Raw genomic sequence first — 21,981 nt, 5'->3', positions numbered from 1 at the left:
TTTTGTTAATCATTGAACATAAATAAATATACTATATTTTTTGAAAAAGTAAATAGCTATGTGATTGAATGAACAATGGTAAAAAGTCGTGTTAGCGTTTCCAATATTATTACTTCAATGACTGAGAAAACAATAAAAATATTGGTATTATTTTTGGACTAGTCCACTAATGAAGGATCTTTTATTTATTATTGATTAAAATGTAGTTCACAATCTTATAATAAAAATATTTAGTGCATATTTGATAGCTATGTTCTTAGCTGAACAGGCTAAACAAAAACTGCAAGATAATCTCAAATAGTGATTATCTTGCAGTTTTTATTAGGATATTTAATTTTACTCTTTATCGTTCTTATCTTTTGAAGCGTTTGGATCAGCAACGTTGTAATCGTCATCGTTCATCGCTTCAACAGCCCCTAAACGGTAGCCATTACCTACTTGACTAAAGAAGTCATGATTTGCAGTTGATGTGGAAATCCCGTTCATAACAACTGGATTAACATCTGAAGCGGTATCGGGGAAGAGTGGGTCTTGTCCGAGGTTCATCAGGGCCTTATTGGCATTGTAACGAATAAAGGTTAAGACGTCTTCGGTCCAGCCAACCTGATCATAAAGCAAGTGGGTGTACTTTTCTTCGTTATCATATAATTCGTAAAGGAAGTTATACATCCAATCCTTCATATCTTGTTGTTGCTTTTCTGTCCGGTCATGCATTCCCACTTGGAACTTGTAACCAATGTAAGTTCCGTGAACTGACTCGTCCCGTAAAATTAACTTAATAATTTCGGCAACGTTGTTCAACTTGTTATGTCCTAGATAATAAAGTGGGGTATAAAAACCAGAATAGAAGAGGAAAGTTTCAAGGAAAACGTTGGCAACCTTCTTCTTTAATGGATCTTCTTCTGGATTACGGTAAATATTAGCAATTTGAACCGCCTTGTTTTGCAAGAACTCTTCAGAATCTGACCAGTCAAAAATTTCGTTAATCTCTTCAGGGGTATTTAATGTTGAGAAAATTGTTGAGTAACTCTTAGCGTGAACAGATTCCATAAATTGGATATTATTTAAAACTGCTGTTTCGTGCTGTGTCTTAACGTCTTGTTTTAAGGCAGTTAAACCAGCTTCAGATTGAACAGTATCCAGAAGGGTTAATCCCCCGAAAACGTGACCAACAGTCCACTGATGATCGGTATCAAGCTCTCGCCAATCATCTAAGTCATTTGAAACAGGAATTCGCGTATCGAGCCAGAACTGTTCTGTCAGTTTCTCCCAAGTTGCTTTGTCGATCATATCGGAAACTTCATTCCAATTAATCGCTTTGTATTCTGTCAAAGGTTTATATTCTTCAAGCTTCATTTATTAGGCTCCTTATTCATAATCACCATTTTAAGACGTGAATTTTTAAAATTCATATATTTTTAAGTTTAGCAAGCATCGATCTGAAAATCAATTTAATCCCGCTTAGATAACACAGCTTTCACATTGGTTTGCACCAATTTCATCATTGTCGTCGGTAAATGTCCGGACGTAGTAAATTGACTTGATCCCTTTCTTGTAAGCGTAGTGCCGCAGAATGTTGAGATCACGAGTGGTCATTTTATTTGTTCGACCATTTTTCCATTCATAGAGGCCCTCTGGCATGGTTGAACGAACGAAGAGGGTGAGCGATAGTGATTGATCAACGTGCAGTTGAGCAGCTGCGTAAGTATCAATTACTGTCCGCATATCCATATCATATGCAGAACGGTAATATGGCATTGTGTCATTGGAAAGGTATGGAGCAGGGTAGTAAATCTTCCCAATCATCTTCTCTTGACGTTCTTCAATCCGATTAATAATTGGTGTCAAACTTGCGGTTGAATCGTTAATGTAGGAAGTGGAACCATTTGGCGCAACCGCTAACCGGTATTCATTGTATAATCCATCAGCCATAACGTCATCCTTTAGCTTCTTCCAGTCGTCAATTGTTGGAATATGGATGTTTGCAAAGAGCTTCTTAACAAGGTCAGACTTGGGTCCCCAATCCTTACTTACGTATTTGTCAAAATATGAACCATCAGCGTACTTGCTCTTTTCAAAATTATGGAACGTTTCGTGGCGTTCCTTTGCAATTTCATTCGATGCAACTAATGACCAGTAATTAAGCAACATGAAGTAAACGCTAGTGAATTCAACAGCAACTGGGCTTCCGTATTGAATATGATTCTTTGCTAAGTAGCCATGAAGACCCATTGCTCCAAGCCCAATTGAGTGGCTAAGCTCGTTCCCTTTTTTGATTGAAGGAACCACGTCGAGACTTTCAACGTCACTGATCCGGGTTAGGCCACGAACGATTGCGCGAATTGAACGACCAAAATCTGGGGTATTCATCATGTTAGCAATATTAGTAGAACCTAAATTACAGCTAATATCAGTACCAAGCGTTTCATAACTTTGATCATCGGCAACAACAGATGGGGTCTGAACCTGAGCAATTTCAGAACAGAGGTTACTCATCACGATTTTGCCGTCAATTGGATTATCACGGTTAACGGTATCGATGTTGATAATGTAGGGATAGCCAGATTCTTGTTGAAGCTTACTGATTTCATCTTCGAGGTCACGGGCATTCACTTTCTTTTTATGAATCTCATCGTTAGCAACCATATTGTCGTATTCTTCAGTAATATCAACGTAGGAGAATGGCTTGCCGTAAACTCGTTCCACATCGTAAGGGCTGAACAGGTACATATCTTCGTCTTTTTCAACCAATTCATAGAACTTATCAGGAACGGTAATTCCAAGTGAGAGAGTCTTTAACCGAATCTTTTCGTCAGCATTTTCCTTCTTGGCACCTAGGAATTCAATAATATCCGGATGGAAGACGCTAAGGTAAACAACTCCGGCACCTTGACGCTGTCCCAGCTGGTTAGAATAGGAAAAACTATCTTCTAACAATTTCATTACTGGGACAACCCCGCTAGCAGCATGTTCAATTTTCTTAATTGGGGCACCAGCTTCACGAAGGTTGCTTAAATTAATTCCTACACCGCCACCAATCTTAGAGAGCTGGAGTGCGGAATTGATTGTTCGACCAATTGTGTTCATGTTATCTGTTGGCTGAATGGCAAAGCATGAAACGAACTCTCCCCGCCGCTTCCGTCCAACATTTAAGAAGGTTGGGGTAGCTGGCTGGTAGCGCTGGTGAATGATTTCATCGGCTAAGATCATTGCTAGATCTTCATCCCCGTTTGCTAAGTAAAGGGCGTTCATTGCAACCCGGTCAATATAATTTTCAAGGTAATATTCCTTGTCATTAGTTCGCAGAGCATATTGAGCGTAGAATTTATAAGCAGCCATAAATGAATGAAAATGAAAATCTTGTTGCTTCAAGTAGTCGTATAACTTTTCAATAAAAGCATCGCTATACTTGTCCATAAAACCGTCTTCAATATAGTCATTGTCTTCTAACCACTTATAGCGAGCGGTTACCGAAGCAAATTGCTTGGTATTAGGCTTTACATTATTCTCAATAAAGTCTTTGAGGGCAGCTTGATCCTTGTCTAATTGGATCTTGCCATCCTTGGGAATATTAACTTCATTATTAAGGTCATAGTACTTAACTTGTGTTAAATCAATATCAGACAGTGCCATGTTTTTTCTCACTTTCTATTATTCATTAAAAATAGCGAATAAAAAAAGTGGCTGCGATAAAAAATACTTTCTATCACTAACCACTCTAAAATCATCAAATTTCGGTATGGGTTGATGATTTTTGAATAGTCCTTGCGATTAGATTAAATAGCTTGAGTTAATTTATTTAATTCGTCAGGACGGAAACCAGAAAAGGCATTACCATTTGGTAATTTAACGACTGGAGTTGCCATGAAGCCTTCTGACTTTAAACTGTTAATGAATTCTGGTTGTTCATCAATATTATGTTCAACGAAATTAATGTTGTGGGCTTTTAAAAATTTCTTCGTCATTTTGCATTGGATGCAGTTATTTTTGGAAAACACAGTAACCATTTTGATCCCCTCACTCGTCTTATTTGATGTTTTCTAGTATAGCGATCTTATGTAAAAAATCAATGAAAAAGTGCTATATATTGTGTGACTTTAAATAGTGAAACACAATATATAGCACATGAGGTGGGCAATTATGTATGTGAAACTTTTTGATTTATTTCTTGATAAATGATAGATTGATCAACAAATTAATATTATACACTGAAAAGAGAAATTTAACATGAATTAAAGGAGAATTTTTACGATGAGGGAAAGAGTAACAGTTCCCCGAGAAGAACAAGCAAAGTTTATGCGAGCGGCCATTACTGAAGCAAAAAAAGCAGCGTTGTTAAACGAGGTTCCCATTGGTGCGGTAGTGACCTATCAAGGTAAGATTATAGGTCGTGGTCATAACATGCGGGAAAAATTTCAAGACGTGACTTATCATGCAGAAATGCTAGCAATTATGGAAGCTTGTTCCTACCTTCATAGTTGGCGCCTTGAAGATTGTGACCTATACGTTACTCTTGAGCCGTGCATGATGTGTAGCGGAGCAATTGTAAATGCGCGAATCAGAAATGTTTTTTACGGGGCGACTGATCCTAAAGCAGGAACGGTTGATAGTTTGTATCATTTGCTTGGTGATGAGCGATTGAATCATCAGGTTTACGTGACCGCTGGTGTTCTTGGTGAACAGTGTAGTCAAATGTTAAAGGATTTTTTCCGGGCAGTGAGAAAAAAACGCAAACTTGCCCGAAAAAAGAAAAAGACTAGTAATTCTAAATAAAATGTTGTATGATGATATTTGCCGTAAGGCCTTAGAGCAAGGGTATGCTTACGAACCGTGTCAGGTCCGGAAGGAAGCAGCACTAAGTTTGATGTATCTTGTGCTCTAAGTTTTTTAAGAAATTAACCGTGAGGCTGGGATTTTATTTCCTGGCCTCTTTAATTTTATAATTGAAAATTTTATTTGTCTTAAATTCAGTTCAAATGATTTTTCTTTTGATAAAAGCTAGTATAATATTAAGCAGCATTAAAATTACGGAAAGGAAGCTGATTAATGAGTTACCAGGCATTATATCGTGTATGGCGTCCACAACGGTTTGACGATATGGTTGGTCAACAAGTTGTTACCCGGACACTCAAAAACGCCATTATTACTCACCAAATTAGTCATGCCTACCTCTTCGCTGGGCCACGGGGGACTGGGAAGACTTCTGCGGCTAAGATTTTCGCCAAGGCTGTTAATTGTCATCATTCTCAAGATGGTGAGCCATGTAATGAATGTGATACTTGTAAAGCAATTACTAATGGTCAATTAAATGATGTTATTGAAATTGATGCTGCATCGAATAACGGTGTGGAGGAGATTCGTGATATTCGCGATAAGGCGAAGTATGCACCAACGCAAGCGGACTATAAAGTTTACATTATTGATGAAGTTCACATGCTTTCAACAGGGGCGTTTAATGCTTTGCTTAAGACGCTGGAAGAACCACCTGCCAATGTAATCTTTATTTTGGCAACAACTGAGCCGCATAAGATCCCGCTTACAATTATTTCTCGGGTTCAGCGGTTTGATTTCCGTCGTATTTCAGCTACTGATTCATTTGAACGCATGAAGTACATTTTGGATCAGAAAAAGGTGGAGTATGATGAAAAGGCATTATGGGTAATCGCAAATGCTGCAGAAGGTGGGATGCGGGATGCATTAAGTATTCTGGATCAGGTTCTTTCCTTCAGTGATAACCAGGTTAAGCTTGATGATGCCCTTTTAGTAACTGGGAGTGTTACTAAGCAACTGCTAAAGAAGTACTTCCTGGAAGTTTGTCAAAGTCAAAGTGCTTCTGCGCTGGAAACAATGAAGCAGATTCTCGGCGAGGGTAAAGATGGTCAGCGATTTATTGAAGATTTAATCTCATTTATTCGAGATGTCCTTTTGTATCAAGAATCGCCTGATTTGATAAAGGTTGAGAGCACGGGGTTAAAAGATGAGGACTTTACGGAACTAAGTAAAGCAGCTTCATCAACAACGTTATACCGAATGATTGATGATCTAAATAATATTCAGATGGAAATGCGGTTTACGACCCATCCGGATGTCTATTTAGAGGTTTTAACCGTTAAGTTATCCCAGCCGGAAGCAGATCAGCCTGTTGCTAGCGTGTCAAAGCCAACCCAAGCTAATCAAGAAGCAAATCAAGCGGAAGTTAATAAACTTCAAGCGCAGATTCAAGCTCTGCAGCAAACTGTTAAAGAGCTTCAGCAACAAGAGACCCCAACTGTTAAGCCGGTTGCTAAAAGTTCTTCTAAAGCAGTTAAAGGGCAGCCACGTGTTAAATCACGAAGTAATCGGGTCAATTTGCACCAGATTTATCCGGTTCTTAGGGCTGCTACGCGTCAGGATCTTGCTAAAATGAAGGAACTCTGGGGAGATATGCTTAATATGCTTAGCGTCCCTCAGCGCTCTCTCCTACACGTTTCTCAACCTGTAGCTGCCAGCCCGGATGGGATTATCGTGGCATTTGACTATGCATTTCTTTTTCAGCAGGCAACTGATGATCAAGCTTTAATTCAAGCGATGGAAGATGGACTGCAACGCCTGAGTGGTGATCAACGAAGAGTTGTGTTTGTCCCTAAGGATCAGTGGCCGCAAATACGGAAAGAGTATATTCAAAGTCATGGCTTAGGAAAAGGGTTTTCCCGTCCCGCTGGTGATAACTCTCAACCTACGACAGCAAGTGCTGAAGCGCCAGCAGAGGAGCCGGCTTCAACTGCGCCGGTAGCGGTTCAAGAACCACAACCAAAGGCAGACGAGCAAAAAGATTTGGTTACGACTGCCCAAGAGCTGTTCGGTAGTGATATTGTTAAGGTAGAAAATAATTAAAGGGGAATGATAAATTATGATGAACGGTATGAACATGCAACAAATGGTAAAACAAGCTAAAGAAATGCAAAAGAAAATGATGGCTGAACACGAAGAACTTGCTAAGCAACAATTCGTTGGCCAAGCACCAAATGGCATGGTAACCGCAACCTTTACTGGCGACAATAAGTTAGTTAATCTGGAAATTAAGCCAGAAGCTGTTGATCCAGATGATATTGATATGCTTTCAGATCTTGTACTGGCAGCTGTTAATGATGGAATGAAGAAGGTCAACGATGCTACCCAAAGCACCTTGGGTAAGTACACTCGTGGCTTGGGGATGTAAGAGTGCAGTATCCTGAACCGCTAGCAAAGCTAATTGAAAGCTACACAAAACTACCGGGTATCGGTCAAAAGACGGCTACCCGGCTAGCTTTTTATACACTGACGATGCAAGGCGATGACGTTACGAACTTTGCTAAATCATTATTGTCAGCTAAGCGTGATCTCCATAGTTGTAGTATTTGTGGCAACATTACGGAAGATGATCCTTGCCCAATTTGCCAAGATAAGACTCGTGATCGTTCACAAATCCTTGTGGTTGAGCAATCACAGGATGTTATGGCAATGGAACGAATGCATGAGTATCATGGCTTGTACCACGTCTTAAATGGTGTGATTTCACCCGTTGCGGGAACTGGTCCAGAGGATATTAATATTACTAGCTTATTAGATCGCTTGAAAAAAGACGATGAGATAAAAGAAGTGATTATTGCAACTAACGCTTCGTCGGATGGCGAGTTAACTGCTAGTTACCTTGCAAAATTAATTAAACCTGCCGGAATCAAAGTTACGCGGTTAGCCCATGGACTTTCTGTCGGGGCTGATATCGACTATGCGGATGAAGTAACCCTGTTTAAGGCTGTTCAAGGACGAACGGAGATGTAACAAATGCTTTTTCATCATCGGAATCAAGAAGAGGTAAAGCAAGAGCGTGACCAGCGACTACTGAATTTAATTTATGAAACAAAGGCAAGTTGGGATCACGCAAAGGAAACAGAGCGGGCCGTTTACGAGGCAAATGCAAGTACGGAACTTCATTATCGAAGTCGCTTGCAAGAACAAAAATATTTGTACCTTTACCGAATTGCACGCAAATTTAAAGTACATGGTGAACTAAACCAGAGCGTAATTGATCGTTAGGAAGAAGATTAATGGTAGGAAAATTTATTTCATTTGAAGGACCAGATGGTGCTGGGAAAACAAGTGTAATTGCCGCAATTCAAACTGAGTTAGAGCAACAGCTTGGTAAAGAACGGGTAATGTATACGCGTGAACCAGGAGGCAACCATATTTCTGAGCAAATTCGCCGAGTTTTATTTGACGAGCATAACACTGATATGGATGGCCGGACGGAGGCGCTATTATTCGCAGCTGCCCGTCGTCAGCACATCGTTTCAGAGATTTTACCAGCCTTAAAGGCAGGTAAAGTAATTCTTTGTGATCGTTATGTCGATAGTTCAATTGCTTATCAGGGAGCTGGTCGCCACCTTGGTGAGCAGAAAATTTGGCAAATTAACCAGTACGCAATTGATGGGCTGCTGCCTGATTTAACTATTTATTTGGACGTTGAGTCAAAGTTGGGGTTGCAGCGAATTGCTAAACACCGGGCTGACCAAGTTAACCGGTTAGACGAAGAACAGTTAAGTTTCCATAAAACTGTTCGTGAAGCATTTCTTCGTCTTCAACGAGAAAATCCAGAAAGAATTAAGTTGATTGATGCTAGTCAGTCACTGCCTAAAGTAATTAGCGATGTTAAACAAACGATTCACGCAAAGTTTAACGATTTATTTTAAGTTAGTGGCATTTAAAGAAAGGTGATTTATTATGAAAATGATAATTGCGATTGTTCAATCCAAGGACAGTAATCGGCTTCGGAAGGCATTTGCCAACAACCATATCCAGATGACTCAACTTTCTACAACCGGTGGCTTTCTTCGTGAAGGAAACGCAACGTTTTTGATTGGAATTGAAGATGAGCGCGTTCAAGACGTTCTTGATATTATTAAGAAGAACGCTAAATCTCGTGAACAATATGTTACGTCGCAAATGCACATGGATGTTGAAGGCGGTTCTGCCTTTCCGGTTAATGTTCAAATTGGCGGAGCAACTGTCTTTGTAATGCCAGTAGAACAGTTCCATAAGTTTTAGTTGAGTAGGTGAAAAGAAGTGGCTGACCAATTGCAGGCAGAGCGTTTGCAGCCTTTAATTGTTAAGCAATTGCAAACGGTAATAAAAAATCATGAATTAGCGCATGCGTACCTCTTTGTTGGTCCAACCGGCTCAGGAAAAAGTCAATTGGCCATGTGGTTAGCACTACGACTTTTCTGCCTTCATTTACAAAATGGTGAGCCTGATCTTACCTGTCCGGAATGCCAGCGAATTTTAAGCGGCAACCATCCTGATGTGGTCGTTGCTAAACCGGAAGGACGGCAAATAAAAGTTGATGAGATCCGTCACTTGAAGGATGAATTTACCAAAAGTGCTGTTGAAGGCAATAAAAAGCTCTTTGTGATTCATGATGCCGAAAAGATGACGAATAATGCTGCCAATAGCTTGTTAAAATTTATTGAAGAACCGGGCCCAGGAATTTACATTTTGATGTTAACCACTAATAAGAGTGCCGTGTTACCAACAATTCGCTCACGGACACAAGTGATTGAGTTGCGTCCTTTAGCGCGGGTTGAACTTGAAAAAGCATTAGCTAAGCAGGAAATTCCACGAACAGAACGAAGCGTTGCTATTGGGTTAACCGATTCCGTAAGCGAGATTCTGGAATGGCGAAAAGATGACTGGTTAAAGCAGGCGATTGCAGCAATCTCGCTGTGGTATCGGCATATCAGTAATGCAAACATGCTAGGCTTCGTTGATGTTCAAACAGAGATCGTTAAGCTAGCAACTGATCGTCAAAAGCAGCAGTTGATTCTCGATCTCATGGCATTGATTTGGCGAGATACGTTATTGATTGCCAACGGAATGACTGCTGAAGAGGATCTGCACTTTTTACAGGATCAAGAACTCCTAACTACAACTGCTCAACAATATTCTGTACAGACATTGTTGGAAATTAGTCAGGAAACATTGGCTAGTCGACATCTTTTGGACCAAAACATGGCATTTCAGAACGTTACGGAACAGTTAACCATCAAAATTGCCCAAGCACTTTCGGCATAGGAGGATAATCACAATGAGTGAACATAGTAATCCAAGTAATATTTATGATCGCTTCGCTCAGGTAACTAAGCAAACGCATGACCTAGTTGCTAATATGGAACAACTCCAGGCCCAGATGACAGAATTAATGGAAACTAATGCTGAACTTTCAATTGAAAATGACCATTTACGAACGATGTTAAAGAAGATGCATCAGCAAAAGCATGATGATGATCACCTTTCCGGTTCACGGGAAAATTTAAAAAAGTTGTACCAGCAAGGCTTTCATGTTTGCAGTGAATACTTTGGGAAGCGGCTTGAACAGAATGAATCGTGTACTTTTTGTTTAGATACGATTTTCGGTCATGATCAGCCAACAATTAAGTAGGGAGAGGAAAATGCAACAAGTTAGTAGTTTTCAAAATCAGGATTCGGGAACGTTATACCTTGTACCAACACCGATCGGCAACTTAGACGATATGACATTTCGAGCAGTTAAAGTGCTAACGGAAGCTGACTTGATTGCAGCTGAGGATACGCGGCATACTCAACAATTATTAAATCACTTTGATATTCACACGCCTGAGATTAGTTTCCACGAACATAATACGGAACAACGAATTCCAGAATTAATTGGTAAATTAAAAGCCGGAATTACGATTGCTCAATGTAGTGATGCGGGGATGCCATCAATTTCTGATCCCGGAAAAGAATTAGTTGCGGCAGCAGTAAAAGAGGGAATCCCGGTTGTTCCATTACCAGGTGCTAACGCTGGTTTGACAGCATTAATTGCCTCTGGCCTCGTTCCCCAGCCGTTTTACTTTTATGGTTTTCTTGAACGGAAGCACCAGCAACAAGTTCAGGAATTAGAACAATTGCGGAATCGTTCAGAGACCATGATCTTCTATGAAGCACCTCATCGCTTGAAAAAAACTCTTAAAGTGATGGCTGAAGTTTTTGGTGACGATCGGCAGGCAGTTTTAGCTCGTGAATTGACTAAACGGTATGAGGAGTTTAGTCGGGGAAGTTTAGCTGAGATAATTGCTTTTTATGATGAACACCAGCCACGAGGGGAATACGTTGTGTTAGTTGCGGGAAATCCTCATCCTGATGAAGAAGAGGAAGAAGAAACTGGTACCCCGGTTGAACAAATTGATCAGGCAATCAGTGAGGGATTGTCTACTAATGAGGCGATTAAACTAGTTGCTAAGAAAAATAAGCTAAACCGTCAGGAACTCTATAAGCAGTACCATAATATTTAGGAGTAAAAATGGAATTAAAACAATCAGCACAAGAATATGAAATTCCGCATCAACTAACTTATTATGAGTGTGATGAATTAGATCACCCTACTTTGAGTATGGTAATGAGTATGCTCTCTGTTGTTGCAGATGAACAAAGCAACAAACTAGGATTAAATCGGGAAGTCGTTCAATCGACAGGTGGTTCGTGGGTCTTTGTGAATTTTGAAGGGGAGCTTGATCTTCAATCTTTGAGAAGTGGTGACACTGTTATTCTGGGGACACGAGCAACAGGGTATAACCGTTTTTTTGCTACCCGTGAGTTTTGGGTTCGTGATAAGGATGGTCAAAAAGAATATGCCCATGTAAAAGCGTTACTAGTATTTATGAATTTAACTAGTCGAAAGATGGAGCAGATTCCTGAAAAGGTAATTGCAGCTTACCAGGCACCACAAGTTAAACGGGTGCCACGCGGGCAGCGACCTAAGCAAATCCCAGAAGACGCAACCTTATCAGGGAAACAATACCATGTTCGCTACTTTGACTTAGATGCTAATCACCATGTCAATAATGCTCGTTACTTTGATTGGCTCTTGGATCCGCTTGGTGAAGAATTTTTAACGACTCATCAGTTAAAGTCCTTTTCAATTCAATATCAGCAAGAGGTTCGTGCCGACCACGACATTACTAGTGAGTTCATGATGGTAGATTCGCATACTAGTCTTCACCAGATTAAAAATAACGGTACCCTTTGTACGAGGGCTGAGTTTAGCTGGTTGAGTTAAAAAATTATCGAATTTAAGATGTTCAAAAACTACTGTACTAAAAAGGGTTCAGAAAAGACATTTTGTTTTTTTCTGAACCCTTTTTAGCACTCTCTTTTTGTTCATTAATGGTAGACTTAAAGTGGAAAAACATTGAGGGGTGATTAGAATGAAAAATTCGTTGACGGCAGTAATTTATTTACAACCGGACCAGATTTTCTTACGGATTATTGAGCTCCCAAGCCTTAAGGTAATTAATGACGTCCGATCAGGGTTATTTGATATCGGTGAAGATGATAAAACCGCTAATTATCGAAAAAATATGGCGGCAATTACCGATAATATAGAAGGATTTAAGGAACTGATCAGTGATTATCAAGTTGATAATATTAGGTTCTACGGTGCTTATGAAGATATGGATAGCGTTACTGCTAGTTATGTTGCGGACCAGCTAAAGGTTCGTACTGGGCTGAAGATTGAATGGCTGAATAATAATCAGTTAATGGCCCAGTCAATGAGCTATATTGTTGATCAGTTACCAGAATTTAAGAAGCTAAGTAAACACTGTTTGTATATTTTGAGTATTGGTTTAGATAGCTCAACATTGGCATTTTTCCACCATGGCAACTTTGAAACTTCATGGGAAATTGATCTTGGTGGTGCTCAAATCCATCGCTTAGTTAACCAGCTACGACAAACAACGACCAATCCGACAGAAATTATTCAGGATTATATCGGTAGTAAGCTTGGTTACTTAGCACCTGAGCTAACACAACAGCAGAAGACAACGATGATTGTCCAGAATGCACCTTCGTTGGCAAAACGTTATGTAGAGAAACACCAAAAAATTGGCGAAATTGACCGGAAAAAGTTTCGGGAAACGTTTAATCACCTACTGATTCCTCAAGATCGGTATATGTACAACAATGATATTGATCTAGCGGAGGCGCAAGATGAATATATTTTACCGAACTATTTGGTAATTGCTCGAATGTCAGAATTGATTAACCCGTCAAGCCTTTACGTTACTAACCTTTCAATTATGGATGGGATTGCAAACGGGATTGCAACAGATAATGACGTTTCTCAAGCTACCGTAAATAATATGATTCGGACATCTGCTGATAATATTGCTAAACGGTACGGAATTGATTTTGCTCATGCAGACTTTGTGAAGAAATATGCGCTTCAATTTTTTGACGAATTACGGCCAATTCATCGGTTAAGTAATCATTATCGGTTGTTGCTGGAAGTGGCAACTAAAGTTGATGATATTGGGAATTTTATAAATCAGCAAGGTCACTATCGTCATTCGGCATATATTTTGGAGGCTAACCCGATGATTGGGCTTTCAGATGAAGACAACCTGATTATTGCCGAGGTTGCCCGTTATCACAGTACGGAAAGTCCAACTATCAACCAGTCACACTATCGTCACCTGGATGAAGATATTCAAATGCCGGTTGCTAAATTAGCAGCAATCTTAAGGTTGGTTGATTCCTTAGATGATTCACGGCAGCAGAAGATTAGTCGAATTCAGTTGAAACTGAAAAATGGCCGCTTAATTATCAAAGCGACTAGCTCAGATGATCTAGTGCTAGAAAGCTGGTCATTTAGCCAGAAGTCGCAACTATTTGGTGATGTCTTTGGTATTAAACCGGTGTTGAAGGAAAAAGAGGGGCGGTAAAATGTACAAGGAATTTTATAAACCACAAAATTACGTTAACCGGGAACTTAGTTGGATCGATTTTAATGGTCGGGTTCTTCAAGAAGCAACAGATACTAGTAACCCGCTTCTTGAACGGGCAAACTTCTTGGGAATTACCCAAAGTAATGTCGATGAATTCTTTATGGTACGGGTTGCGTCACTTCATAAATTGGCAGCTGCTAATGTAACAACGACGGATGCATCAGGAATGACACCTGAGGAACAGTTGACGGCTGTTAATAAAAAAGAACATGAGATGGTAAAGGAACGTTATGAAGTCTATAACAAGCAAATTATTCCTGACCTAAAACAACACCATATTAAGATTATGCAGTTAGCTGATTTAGATGATCGGCAAAAGGAATTTATTCGGCGGTACTTTAGCGATGAACTAATGCCAGTATTAACACCGATGGCTGACGATACATCACGACCATTCCCGTTTATTGCTAACAATTCACTTAACATTGCCATTCAATTACGGCGGGATCCAAAGCAAAAGAAAGCCGTTCAGGAACAAGAAATCCTTGAAGGCGATCAGGAAGTTAAGAGTCGCCAGCTTGAACCTCACGATGATAGTCGAGAATCGGATATTAAGTTTGCGACTGTTCGTGTTCCGTCTATTTATAAGCGACTTGTTCGTTTGACGGGAGAGAATAACTTTATTTTAATTGATGAAGTGATTAAACGATTCCTTGGTCAGCTATTTCCTGGTTATCAAATTTTAGCTTCAGCAACTTACCGAGTAATGCGGGATATGGACTTAGATGTGGCAGAAGAAGATACTTCTGACCTGTTACGAGCCGTTAAGCATCAGTTACGTGAACGGGAACATGGTGAGGTAATGCGGCTTGAGGTAGAAAATTCAATTGATGAGTGGCTAGAGGATCAGTTGATTGACAACCTGCACGTGAATGAGCGTTCAATTTACCGGGTAAATGGTCCAGTAGATTTAACCTTCTTGAAGAAGCTTTCGGGGATGGTTGATGGGCATGACGATCTCCGTTTCCCACCATTCCACGCTTACCAAAATCCTGCTTTAGACATGGAACACAATATTTTTGCTGCTATCCGGAAGCATGACTATTTAATGCAGCACCCGTATGATAGTTTCCAATCGGTAGTTAACTTTATTCACCAGGCTGCCCTTGATCCAGAGGTTCTTGCGATCAAGATGACCCTTTACCGGGTATCTGGGAATTCACCGATTATTAAGTATTTAGGGATGGCTGCCCAACGAGGAAAACAAGTAACTGTTCTGGTAGAAGTTAAGGCCCGGTTTGATGAACAAAACAACGTTCGGTGGGCTCAACGACTAGAGCAAATGGGCTGTCACGTAATTTACGGACTTGTCGGTCTTAAAACACACTGTAAGGTTGCCCTGGTTATTCGGCGGGATGAAGATGGCCTTCGTCGTTACATGCACCTTGGGACCGGAAACTATAATGATGTGACTGCTCATTTCTACACTGACATGGGGCTTCTTACCTGTGATCAGGAAATTGGGATGGATATGACAAACCTCTTTAACATGTTATCTGGATTTGCTCGGCCACCATACTTCAATAAGATTCGGGTTTCGCCAAACGGGATTCGGAACTTTATTAACCAGAAGATTGATCAGCAGATTAAAATTGCTGAGAGTGGCAATCCAGCCTTAATTCGAATGAAGATGAATTCACTTTCGGATAAACAAATTATTGCTCACTTGTATGAAGCAGCATCTAAGGGAGTTAAGATTCAGCTGATTATTCGGGGAATTACCTGTTTGCGGAATGATTTACCGGAACTGCACGGGAATATTGAGGTTCACTCAATTGTTGGTCGGTTCCTTGAACACTCCCGGATTTACTACTTTGAAGGTAACGGTAATGAAGAAATTTACCTTTCAAGTGCTGATATGATGACCCGAAACCTTAATCGGCGGGTTGAGGAACTTTATCCGGTAGAACAAGCAGATACAAAGGCCAAGGCAATTTCAATTCTTGACGATATGTGGAAGGATAACGTCAAAGCCCGGATTCTTGTTGGCGATCACTATGAACGAATTGATAATCATGGTGAAGAGCCATTTAATGCCCAAGAATTCTTTGTTCAACGGGCAAATGTTGAAAGCAAGCAAACGAAACGTCAGGAAAAATCGAAACGTCATTTTTCAAATGTCTTTGAAACGTTAAGTCGCCACGTTCCAAGTCTCCACCTTGATTCACGAAAGGGTGAACACCATGAGTAAGGATTCTCAATACTTAGTAATCATCGATCTTGGTTCTAATTCAGTCCGCTTAAAGATTGATCAGATTAACCTTGATGGTTCGTATCAGACAAAGCAGTACGAGAAACGATATGTTCGTCTTTCGTCAGAGATGGGACCAGAAAAGATTTTAAAACCGGAACCAATTAAACGAACGCTAAGAGCTCTTACCGAATTTCGCCAGATTTGTGATCAGTATAAGCATCTGAAAATCCTTGCTGTGGCGACAGCAGCGGTTCGTCAGGCACAGAATCAAAGTGATTTTTTACAGCAAGTGCAGAAAAAAACTGGCTTTGTAATTCACGTGATTTCTGGTGAACAAGAAGCTTACCTTGATTATATCGGGGTTAGTCATACTCTAGCTCTTAAGAATGGTGCCATTCTAGATACTGGTGGTGCTAGCATGGAGATTATCCTGGTTAATGATGGTCAGGCTGAGGAAGTAGTAAGTATCCCACTCGGTTCAGTTTTACTTTCACAACGATATGAACTTGGCGATCAAATTAAGGCTACCAACCTGTTTAACGCAATTGTAAAGGTTGATCAGGTCCTAAGTAAGGAATTATGGCTAAATCGAATTCGCAATGGTGAACTAGTTGCACTAGGCGGTTGCAACCGAGCATTAGCAAAGATCTTTCGTTGGCAACAAGCAGTTAATTCAAGTCGGGTTGCGCCAGTCCATGGGTTAACAATGAGTCCTGATAAGGCATTCGCAATTATGCAGCAACTATTAAGAAGCTCGCGAAGTGAACGGGCTGGAATTCGTGGTGTTAATAAAGAACGGGCTGATGTTATTGTTGGGGGCTTATTACCATTAATGAGTATTGTCCGCCAGCAGCAAATTCAACAAATTCAATTTAGTGATAGTGGTCTTCGCGAAGGATTACTATTTCGGTACCTTGAGCATGAAACCAGTTTAGAAAATTTAATCACTCTGTAATCGGTTACATTATTTACTAAAATTTTACTTAATTTTACTAAACGACCAATTATAAAAGTGCTACAATCGTATTTGAACAAGGAATTAGTAGACAGTCTGGTATTAGTAGATGTTGTCGGATAAGGAGGAAACAACATGGCAATTTTAGTTGCTGGTGGTGCCGGTTATATCGGTTCTCACATGGTTAAGGATTTAGTAGAACATGGTCAGGAAGTTGTAGTTGCCGATAATCTTTCTACAGGTCACCGTGACGCAATTAACCCTAAAGCTAAGTTTTACGAAGGGGATATTCGCGACCGGAAGTTTTTGGACAAGATCTTTGATAATGAAAACATTGAAGCGGTCGTTCACTTCGCTGCCTTTTCAATTGTCCCTGAATCAATGAGCAAGCCATTGAAGTACTTTGATAACAACACCGGTGGAATGATTACCTTGCTTGAAGCAATGCGTGACCACAATATTAAGTACATTGTCTTTAGCTCTACCGCTGCTACCTATGGCGTTCCAGAGCATATGCCAATTAAGGAAACGGATCCACAAAATCCAATTAACCCGTACGGCTTGAGTAAGCTGATGATGGAAAAGATGATGCACTGGGCTGACAAGGCTTACGGGATTAAGTTTGTTGCCCTTCGTTACTTCAACGTTGCTGGTGCTGCACCAGACGGCACTATTGGTGAAGATCACGGTCCCGAAACTCACTTAGTTCCAATTATCTTGCAAGTTGCTCAAGGTAAGCGTGACGAATTGAGTATCTTTGGGGATGACTACAACACACCAGACGGGACTAATGTTCGTGACTATGTTCATGTTATGGACTTGGCTGATGCTCACATCCTAGCAATTAAGTACCTTGAAGCTGGTAATGAAGGTAATGCCTTTAACCTTGGTTCCTCAACCGGATTCTCTAATAAGCAAATGCTTGAAGCAGCTCGGGAAGTTACTGGTAAACCAATTCCCGCAAAGATTGCTCCACGGCGTCCAGGAGACCCTGATTCATTAGTTGCCGCTAGTGACAAGGCACGGAACGTTCTTGGCTGGGATCCAAAGTACGATGATGTTCATGATATTATCGCAACTGCATGGAAGTGGCATTCAACCCACCCAAAGGGCTATGATGACCGCGACTAATTAGTAAAACCTAGAATGTACTCATAATAATAAACCTTTAAAAAGTAACGTTTAGCAGGGGGAGTTTAGCTGAACGCTACTTTTTATTTTGGCGTAAAATTAATGCAAAAAGTGGTTGGTGTGATAAGATGTTAGATGATTGAAAGGATGATCGAAGAAATGAAAGTACTTGCCATTGATACGTCAAACCATCCAATGAGTGTTGCGGTAGTTGAGGATGATCAGCTTTTGGCAACTGAAACATTGAACATGGTGCGTAACCATAGTATTTATTTGATGCCAGCAATTGATAAGCTATTTAAACTTGTTAAGTGGCAACCAGAAGACGTTGACAGGATCGTTGTTGCTCAGGGACCGGGATCGTATACCGGTATTCGGATTGCAGTTTCAACCGCCAAGGTACTCGCCGACACATTGAAGAAGGAGTTAGTCGGTATCTCAAGCCTTGAAGTATTAGCACGGAATGTTGTTCCAACGACTAAAGAAGTAATTGTGCCATTTTTTGATGCCCGGCGCGGAAATGTTTTTGCAGGTGCATACCAGTGGCAAGATGGAAAATTGATTAATCGGATTCCCGATCAACATCTAGCAATGAAGGACCTCCTGCAGCAACTTGATCAATTACAGCAGCCAATTTTGTTAGTTGGGCACTTAACTGAACGGATTGAGAAGACAATGGGAGAAATGCCAGCTAACATCCAGTTAGCTCCACGACCATTTGCCATTCCTTCAACTTACCAGTTAGCACTTGTTGGAGAAAATGCTCAGCCAGTTGCAGATATTGATTCGCTGATTCCGCATTATCTACGGATTACAGAGGCTGAGGCTAATTGGCAAAAACTTCATCCGGGTGAGACTAGGCAAAATTATGTTCGCGAAGTTTAAAAACTGGCTTAAACATCATCGGGAAGCAGGTCAGTTAACATTTGATCAACAAACGAAGCTAATCAATGGGCGTCAGTTTACCATTCGCCGTGCAAGGTTCACTGATATCCCTTCAATTATTAGAATTGAAGAATTGATTTACGGGACGGCTCCCTGGAACGCCAATGCTTTTCAAATTGAACTAGAACGGGATCACGATCGTTTATATCTTGTAACGGTCTATGATGGACAGGTTGTTGGCTATGCTGGTTGTTCATTTAACTGGTATAAACATGAAAGTCACATTACTAATATTGGTGTAAGTCCGGCTTATCAAGATCAAGGAATCGGTGCTAATTTGATTCAAACCTTAAAAGCTTATGCTGGCAACCATGGTTATCCGCGAATGACATTAGAAGTCCGGATTCATAACCTAAGGGCACGAAAACTGTATGAACAACTTGGGTTTCATCAAACCAGCATAAAATCGCACTACTATATTGATAACCGTGAAGACGCGGTTGAGATGGAAGTAAAATTGTAATAGAGGGGAAAATACTTAGTTATGGCAGAGAGAACGTTAATTTTGGCATTTGAAACGAGCTGTGACGAAACAAGTGTCGCGGTTGTTGAAAATGGCACCAAGATTTTGTCAAATATTGTTGCAACCCAGATTGATAGTCACCAACGATTTGGCGGTGTTGTTCCGGAAGTGGCTAGTCGGCACCACATTGAATGGATTACCCGGTGCACTGACCAGGCACTAGCAGAAGCTAATGTTTCATATAACGATATAAAAGCTGTCGCGGTTACTTATGGTCCGGGACTTGTCGGCTCATTATTAATCGGGGTTACTGCAGCTAAGGCAATTGCGTGGGCACATAATTTACCACTAGTGCCGGTAAACCATATGACAGGTCACTTATATGCTGCTCGGTATGTTGGCGAGTTTAAATATCCACAAATGGCGTTGCTTGTTTCAGGCGGTCATACAGAATTAGTCTACATGAAAGCCGAACATGAATTTGAAATCATTGGTGAAACGCGTGATGATGCTGCCGGAGAGGCTTATGATAAAATTGGCCGGGTTCTTGGGGTTAATTATCCTGCTGGAAAAACGATCGATGAATGGGCGGCTAAGGGTGAAGATACTTTCCACTTCCCAAGAGCAATGGAAAAAGAGGCAAACTATGACTTTAGTTTTAGCGGCTTAAAGAGCGCCTTTATTAATACAGTTCATAATGCTGATCAACGGGGCGAAAAACTAAACAAGTATGATTTGGCAGCCAGCTTCCAACAAAGTGTTGTTGATGTGCTAGCAGAAAAAACGATGCGGGCACTTGACCGCTATCCGGTAAAGCAACTGATCTTGGCTGGTGGGGTTGCTGCTAATCATGGTCTTCGTTCCCGATTAGATCATGACATGCATAAGTACCATCCAGACGTAACGATGCTTCAGGCACCACTGAAACTATGTGGTGATAATGCAGCAATGATCGGTGCTGCTGGATACATGTGCTACCAACATGGTGATCGTGCTGGGATGGATTTGAATGCAGAGCCAGGATTAATGTATGGACGAATGAAGTAAAGATAAGTGTGCAAAAAATAAAATGTGAGCTCCAGTGTTCGGGAAAGCCGAACTCTAAAGCTCACATTTTGTTATTTCCGAACTTGTCCATTACCGGTAATTTCATACTTAATCGTTGTTAGTTGGTGTAGTCCCATTGGTCCACGGGCATGAAGCTTTTGGGTGCTAATACCAATTTCAGCACCGAAGCCAAACATTCCGCCATCCGTAAACCGGGTAGAAGCGTTAACGTAAACACACGCGGAGTCAATTTGCTCCTGGAATTTTCGTCCTCGTTCTAAGTTATTAGTGATAATTGTTTCGGAGTGATGGGTACTATGATCATTAATGTGAGTGATTGCAGCATCAAGACTGTCAACAACTTTAACTGCCATGATGAGATCATTGTACTCAGTGTCCCAGTCTTCTGCAGTTGCTGGGATAATCTCGGGAACAATTTCCCGTGCCGTTTCATCACCGCGAAGTTGAACACCATGATCGATTAAAGCATGGGCAATAGTTGGTAAGTATTGCTTAGCGATGTCTTTGTGAATTAGTAGCTTTTCAGCAGCGTTGCAGACGGATGGGCGTTGAACCTTGGCGTTAACCGCAATTGCAGTTGCCATTTCAAGATCGGCATCACGATCGACGTAAACGTGACAGTTACCGGCTCCTGTTTCAATTACGGGAACGGTTGCGGTTTTAACAACTCGTTGAATAAGGCCACGACCGCCTCGGGGGATGAGAACATCAATATACTGAGTTAAATTCATCATTTCCTGAGCACTTTGATGGCTTGGATCAGCGATCATTTGAATAGCATCGGCTGGAAGTCCGGATTGGGTAAGAGCCTCGCGAAGAACCTTGGCAATTGCGAGGTTAGTTTGTAATGCTTCCTTACCGCCACGGAGAATTACCGCATTACCACTCTTAAAAGTAAGACCAGCAGCATCGGCAGTAACGTTTGGTCGGGCTTCAAAAATAATCCCAATGACGCCCAACGGAACTCGCCGTTGAATAATTTGTAATCCGTCAGCACTAATCCATCCTCGGTCAATTTGCGCGGTCGGATCGGAAAGCTGGGCGATAGAGCGAAGGCCATTTGCCATGTCAGTGATTCGCTGTTCGTTGAGCATTAAGCGGTCAAGAAACTTCTTTGGCATTTCATTAGCATTAGCCAAGTCTTGTTTATTTGCTGTAAGAATAGTAGCTTGGTTGGCAATTAAAGCATTAGCCATTGCAATGAGACCCTTATTTTTAGATGCAGTATCAAGGATTGCTAATTGTCGTGCAGCTATTTGCGCTTGTTTACCGATTTGATTGAGTGATGTCATGAGATAGTCCTCCTTGGTTGAATTTTGAGTTTTCTCCTATTGTTATATAGTCTCTGCTCGCTAGGAATTTGCTAGTGATAGTGTTCTATGCGACCGAGTCGAAACGTGCTTCG

At 40.9% G+C, this 21,981-nt stretch carries 22 protein-coding genes and 1 other RNA gene; 19 read left to right on the top strand and 4 right to left on the bottom strand.

Annotation, left to right across the window (positions count from 1 at the left end; genetic code table 11):
• Positions 1–336: 336 nt before the first annotated feature.
• The 3 genes from nrdF to nrdH all read right to left on the bottom strand — a co-directional run bounded on the left by nrdF (position 337) and on the right by nrdH (position 4,007).
• A complete protein-coding gene (gene nrdF / locus HUK49_RS05975; RefSeq protein WP_102168633.1) occupies positions 337–1,356 on the bottom strand; it encodes a class 1b ribonucleoside-diphosphate reductase subunit beta in 1,020 nt (339 codons plus the stop codon).
• Between the two features lie 105 nt (positions 1,357–1,461).
• Entirely contained in the window at positions 1,462–3,633 is a 2,172-nt protein-coding gene (gene nrdE, locus HUK49_RS05970; protein WP_191913023.1) for a class 1b ribonucleoside-diphosphate reductase subunit alpha, read from the bottom strand.
• 143 nt (positions 3,634–3,776) lie between these two features.
• Complete coding sequence (nrdH, locus tag HUK49_RS05965) at positions 3,777–4,007, bottom strand: glutaredoxin-like protein NrdH (protein ID WP_003717545.1); 231 nt, start codon at positions 4,005–4,007, stop codon at positions 3,777–3,779.
• 244 nt (positions 4,008–4,251) lie between these two features.
• Here nrdH and tadA point away from each other — a divergent pair, with 244 nt between their 5' ends.
• From tadA to tsaD, 19 genes are all read left to right on the top strand, one after another.
• Entirely contained in the window at positions 4,252–4,773 is a 522-nt protein-coding gene (tadA, locus tag HUK49_RS05960) for a tRNA adenosine(34) deaminase TadA (RefSeq protein ID WP_102168635.1), read from the top strand.
• 22 nt (positions 4,774–4,795) lie between these two features.
• An RNA gene (gene ffs, locus HUK49_RS05955) (signal recognition particle sRNA small type) lies at positions 4,796–4,893 on the top strand.
• Between the two features lie 153 nt (positions 4,894–5,046).
• Entirely contained in the window at positions 5,047–6,873 is a 1,827-nt protein-coding gene (gene dnaX, locus HUK49_RS05950; protein WP_191913022.1) for a DNA polymerase III subunit gamma/tau, read from the top strand.
• 16 nt (positions 6,874–6,889) lie between these two features.
• Positions 6,890–7,198 carry a YbaB/EbfC family nucleoid-associated protein gene (locus HUK49_RS05945; RefSeq protein WP_191913021.1) on the top strand — a complete coding sequence of 103 codons (309 nt, stop codon included), beginning with the start codon at positions 6,890–6,892 and terminating at the stop codon, positions 7,196–7,198.
• 2 nt (positions 7,199–7,200) lie between these two features.
• Positions 7,201–7,800 carry a recombination mediator RecR gene (gene recR, locus HUK49_RS05940; RefSeq protein WP_003717549.1) on the top strand — a complete coding sequence of 200 codons (600 nt, stop codon included), beginning with the start codon at positions 7,201–7,203 and terminating at the stop codon, positions 7,798–7,800.
• Between the two features lie 3 nt (positions 7,801–7,803).
• Complete coding sequence (locus tag HUK49_RS05935) at positions 7,804–8,055, top strand: YaaL family protein (protein ID WP_102168637.1); 252 nt, start codon at positions 7,804–7,806, stop codon at positions 8,053–8,055.
• Between the two features lie 11 nt (positions 8,056–8,066).
• Positions 8,067–8,708: a dTMP kinase gene (gene tmk / locus HUK49_RS05930; protein WP_102168638.1), complete on the top strand. Its 642-nt coding sequence runs from the start codon at positions 8,067–8,069 to the stop codon at positions 8,706–8,708.
• Positions 8,709–8,739: 31 nt separating this feature from the next.
• The gene (locus tag HUK49_RS05925; RefSeq protein ID WP_102168639.1) at positions 8,740–9,063 is read left to right on the top strand and encodes a cyclic-di-AMP receptor; all 324 of its coding nucleotides are present in this window, start codon (positions 8,740–8,742) and stop codon (positions 9,061–9,063) included.
• A gap of 18 nt (positions 9,064–9,081) precedes the next feature.
• Positions 9,082–10,086: a DNA polymerase III subunit delta' gene (gene holB / locus HUK49_RS05920; protein ID WP_191913020.1), complete on the top strand. Its 1,005-nt coding sequence runs from the start codon at positions 9,082–9,084 to the stop codon at positions 10,084–10,086.
• A gap of 13 nt (positions 10,087–10,099) precedes the next feature.
• Positions 10,100–10,453, top strand: a complete 354-nt coding sequence (locus tag HUK49_RS05915; RefSeq protein ID WP_191913019.1) for a DNA replication initiation control protein YabA — start codon at positions 10,100–10,102, stop codon at positions 10,451–10,453.
• Between the two features lie 10 nt (positions 10,454–10,463).
• Positions 10,464–11,327, top strand: a complete 864-nt coding sequence (rsmI, locus tag HUK49_RS05910) for a 16S rRNA (cytidine(1402)-2'-O)-methyltransferase (protein WP_191913018.1) — start codon at positions 10,464–10,466, stop codon at positions 11,325–11,327.
• A gap of 8 nt (positions 11,328–11,335) precedes the next feature.
• Positions 11,336–12,091 carry an acyl-[acyl-carrier-protein] thioesterase gene (locus tag HUK49_RS05905; protein ID WP_102168643.1) on the top strand — a complete coding sequence of 252 codons (756 nt, stop codon included), beginning with the start codon at positions 11,336–11,338 and terminating at the stop codon, positions 12,089–12,091.
• Positions 12,092–12,239: 148 nt separating this feature from the next.
• Positions 12,240–13,757 carry an exopolyphosphatase gene (locus HUK49_RS05900; protein ID WP_191913017.1) on the top strand — a complete coding sequence of 506 codons (1,518 nt, stop codon included), beginning with the start codon at positions 12,240–12,242 and terminating at the stop codon, positions 13,755–13,757.
• A 1-nt stretch (position 13,758) separates the two neighbouring features.
• Positions 13,759–16,011, top strand: coding sequence for an RNA degradosome polyphosphate kinase (locus HUK49_RS05895; protein WP_191913016.1), 2,253 nt, complete (start codon positions 13,759–13,761; stop codon positions 16,009–16,011).
• Complete coding sequence (locus HUK49_RS05890; protein WP_191913015.1) at positions 16,004–16,969, top strand: Ppx/GppA family phosphatase; 966 nt, start codon at positions 16,004–16,006, stop codon at positions 16,967–16,969. Before HUK49_RS05895 ends, HUK49_RS05890 begins: the two co-directional genes overlap by 8 nt.
• Before the next feature lie 135 nt (positions 16,970–17,104).
• Entirely contained in the window at positions 17,105–18,100 is a 996-nt protein-coding gene (gene galE, locus HUK49_RS05885; protein WP_191913014.1) for a UDP-glucose 4-epimerase GalE, read from the top strand.
• Positions 18,101–18,259: 159 nt separating this feature from the next.
• On the top strand, positions 18,260–18,985 hold the full coding sequence (tsaB, locus tag HUK49_RS05880) for a tRNA (adenosine(37)-N6)-threonylcarbamoyltransferase complex dimerization subunit type 1 TsaB (protein ID WP_102168648.1): 726 nt from the start codon (positions 18,260–18,262) through the stop codon (positions 18,983–18,985).
• Positions 18,969–19,508: a ribosomal protein S18-alanine N-acetyltransferase gene (gene rimI / locus HUK49_RS05875; protein ID WP_191913013.1), complete on the top strand. Its 540-nt coding sequence runs from the start codon at positions 18,969–18,971 to the stop codon at positions 19,506–19,508. Before tsaB ends, rimI begins: the two co-directional genes overlap by 17 nt.
• A gap of 21 nt (positions 19,509–19,529) precedes the next feature.
• A complete protein-coding gene (tsaD, locus tag HUK49_RS05870; protein ID WP_191913012.1) occupies positions 19,530–20,555 on the top strand; it encodes a tRNA (adenosine(37)-N6)-threonylcarbamoyltransferase complex transferase subunit TsaD in 1,026 nt (341 codons plus the stop codon).
• 71 nt (positions 20,556–20,626) lie between these two features.
• Here the strand turns inward: tsaD and HUK49_RS05865 are convergent, their stop codons facing one another.
• Complete coding sequence (locus HUK49_RS05865; RefSeq protein WP_191913011.1) at positions 20,627–21,868, bottom strand: glutamate-5-semialdehyde dehydrogenase; 1,242 nt, start codon at positions 21,866–21,868, stop codon at positions 20,627–20,629.
• Positions 21,869–21,981 lie beyond the last annotated feature (113 nt).

Origin of the sequence: Limosilactobacillus portuensis, assembly GCF_014838735.1 — a bacterium.
GTDB classification, from domain to species: domain Bacteria; phylum Bacillota; class Bacilli; order Lactobacillales; family Lactobacillaceae; genus Limosilactobacillus; species Limosilactobacillus portuensis.
This window is presented reverse-complemented; position numbering and strand designations above follow the sequence as displayed.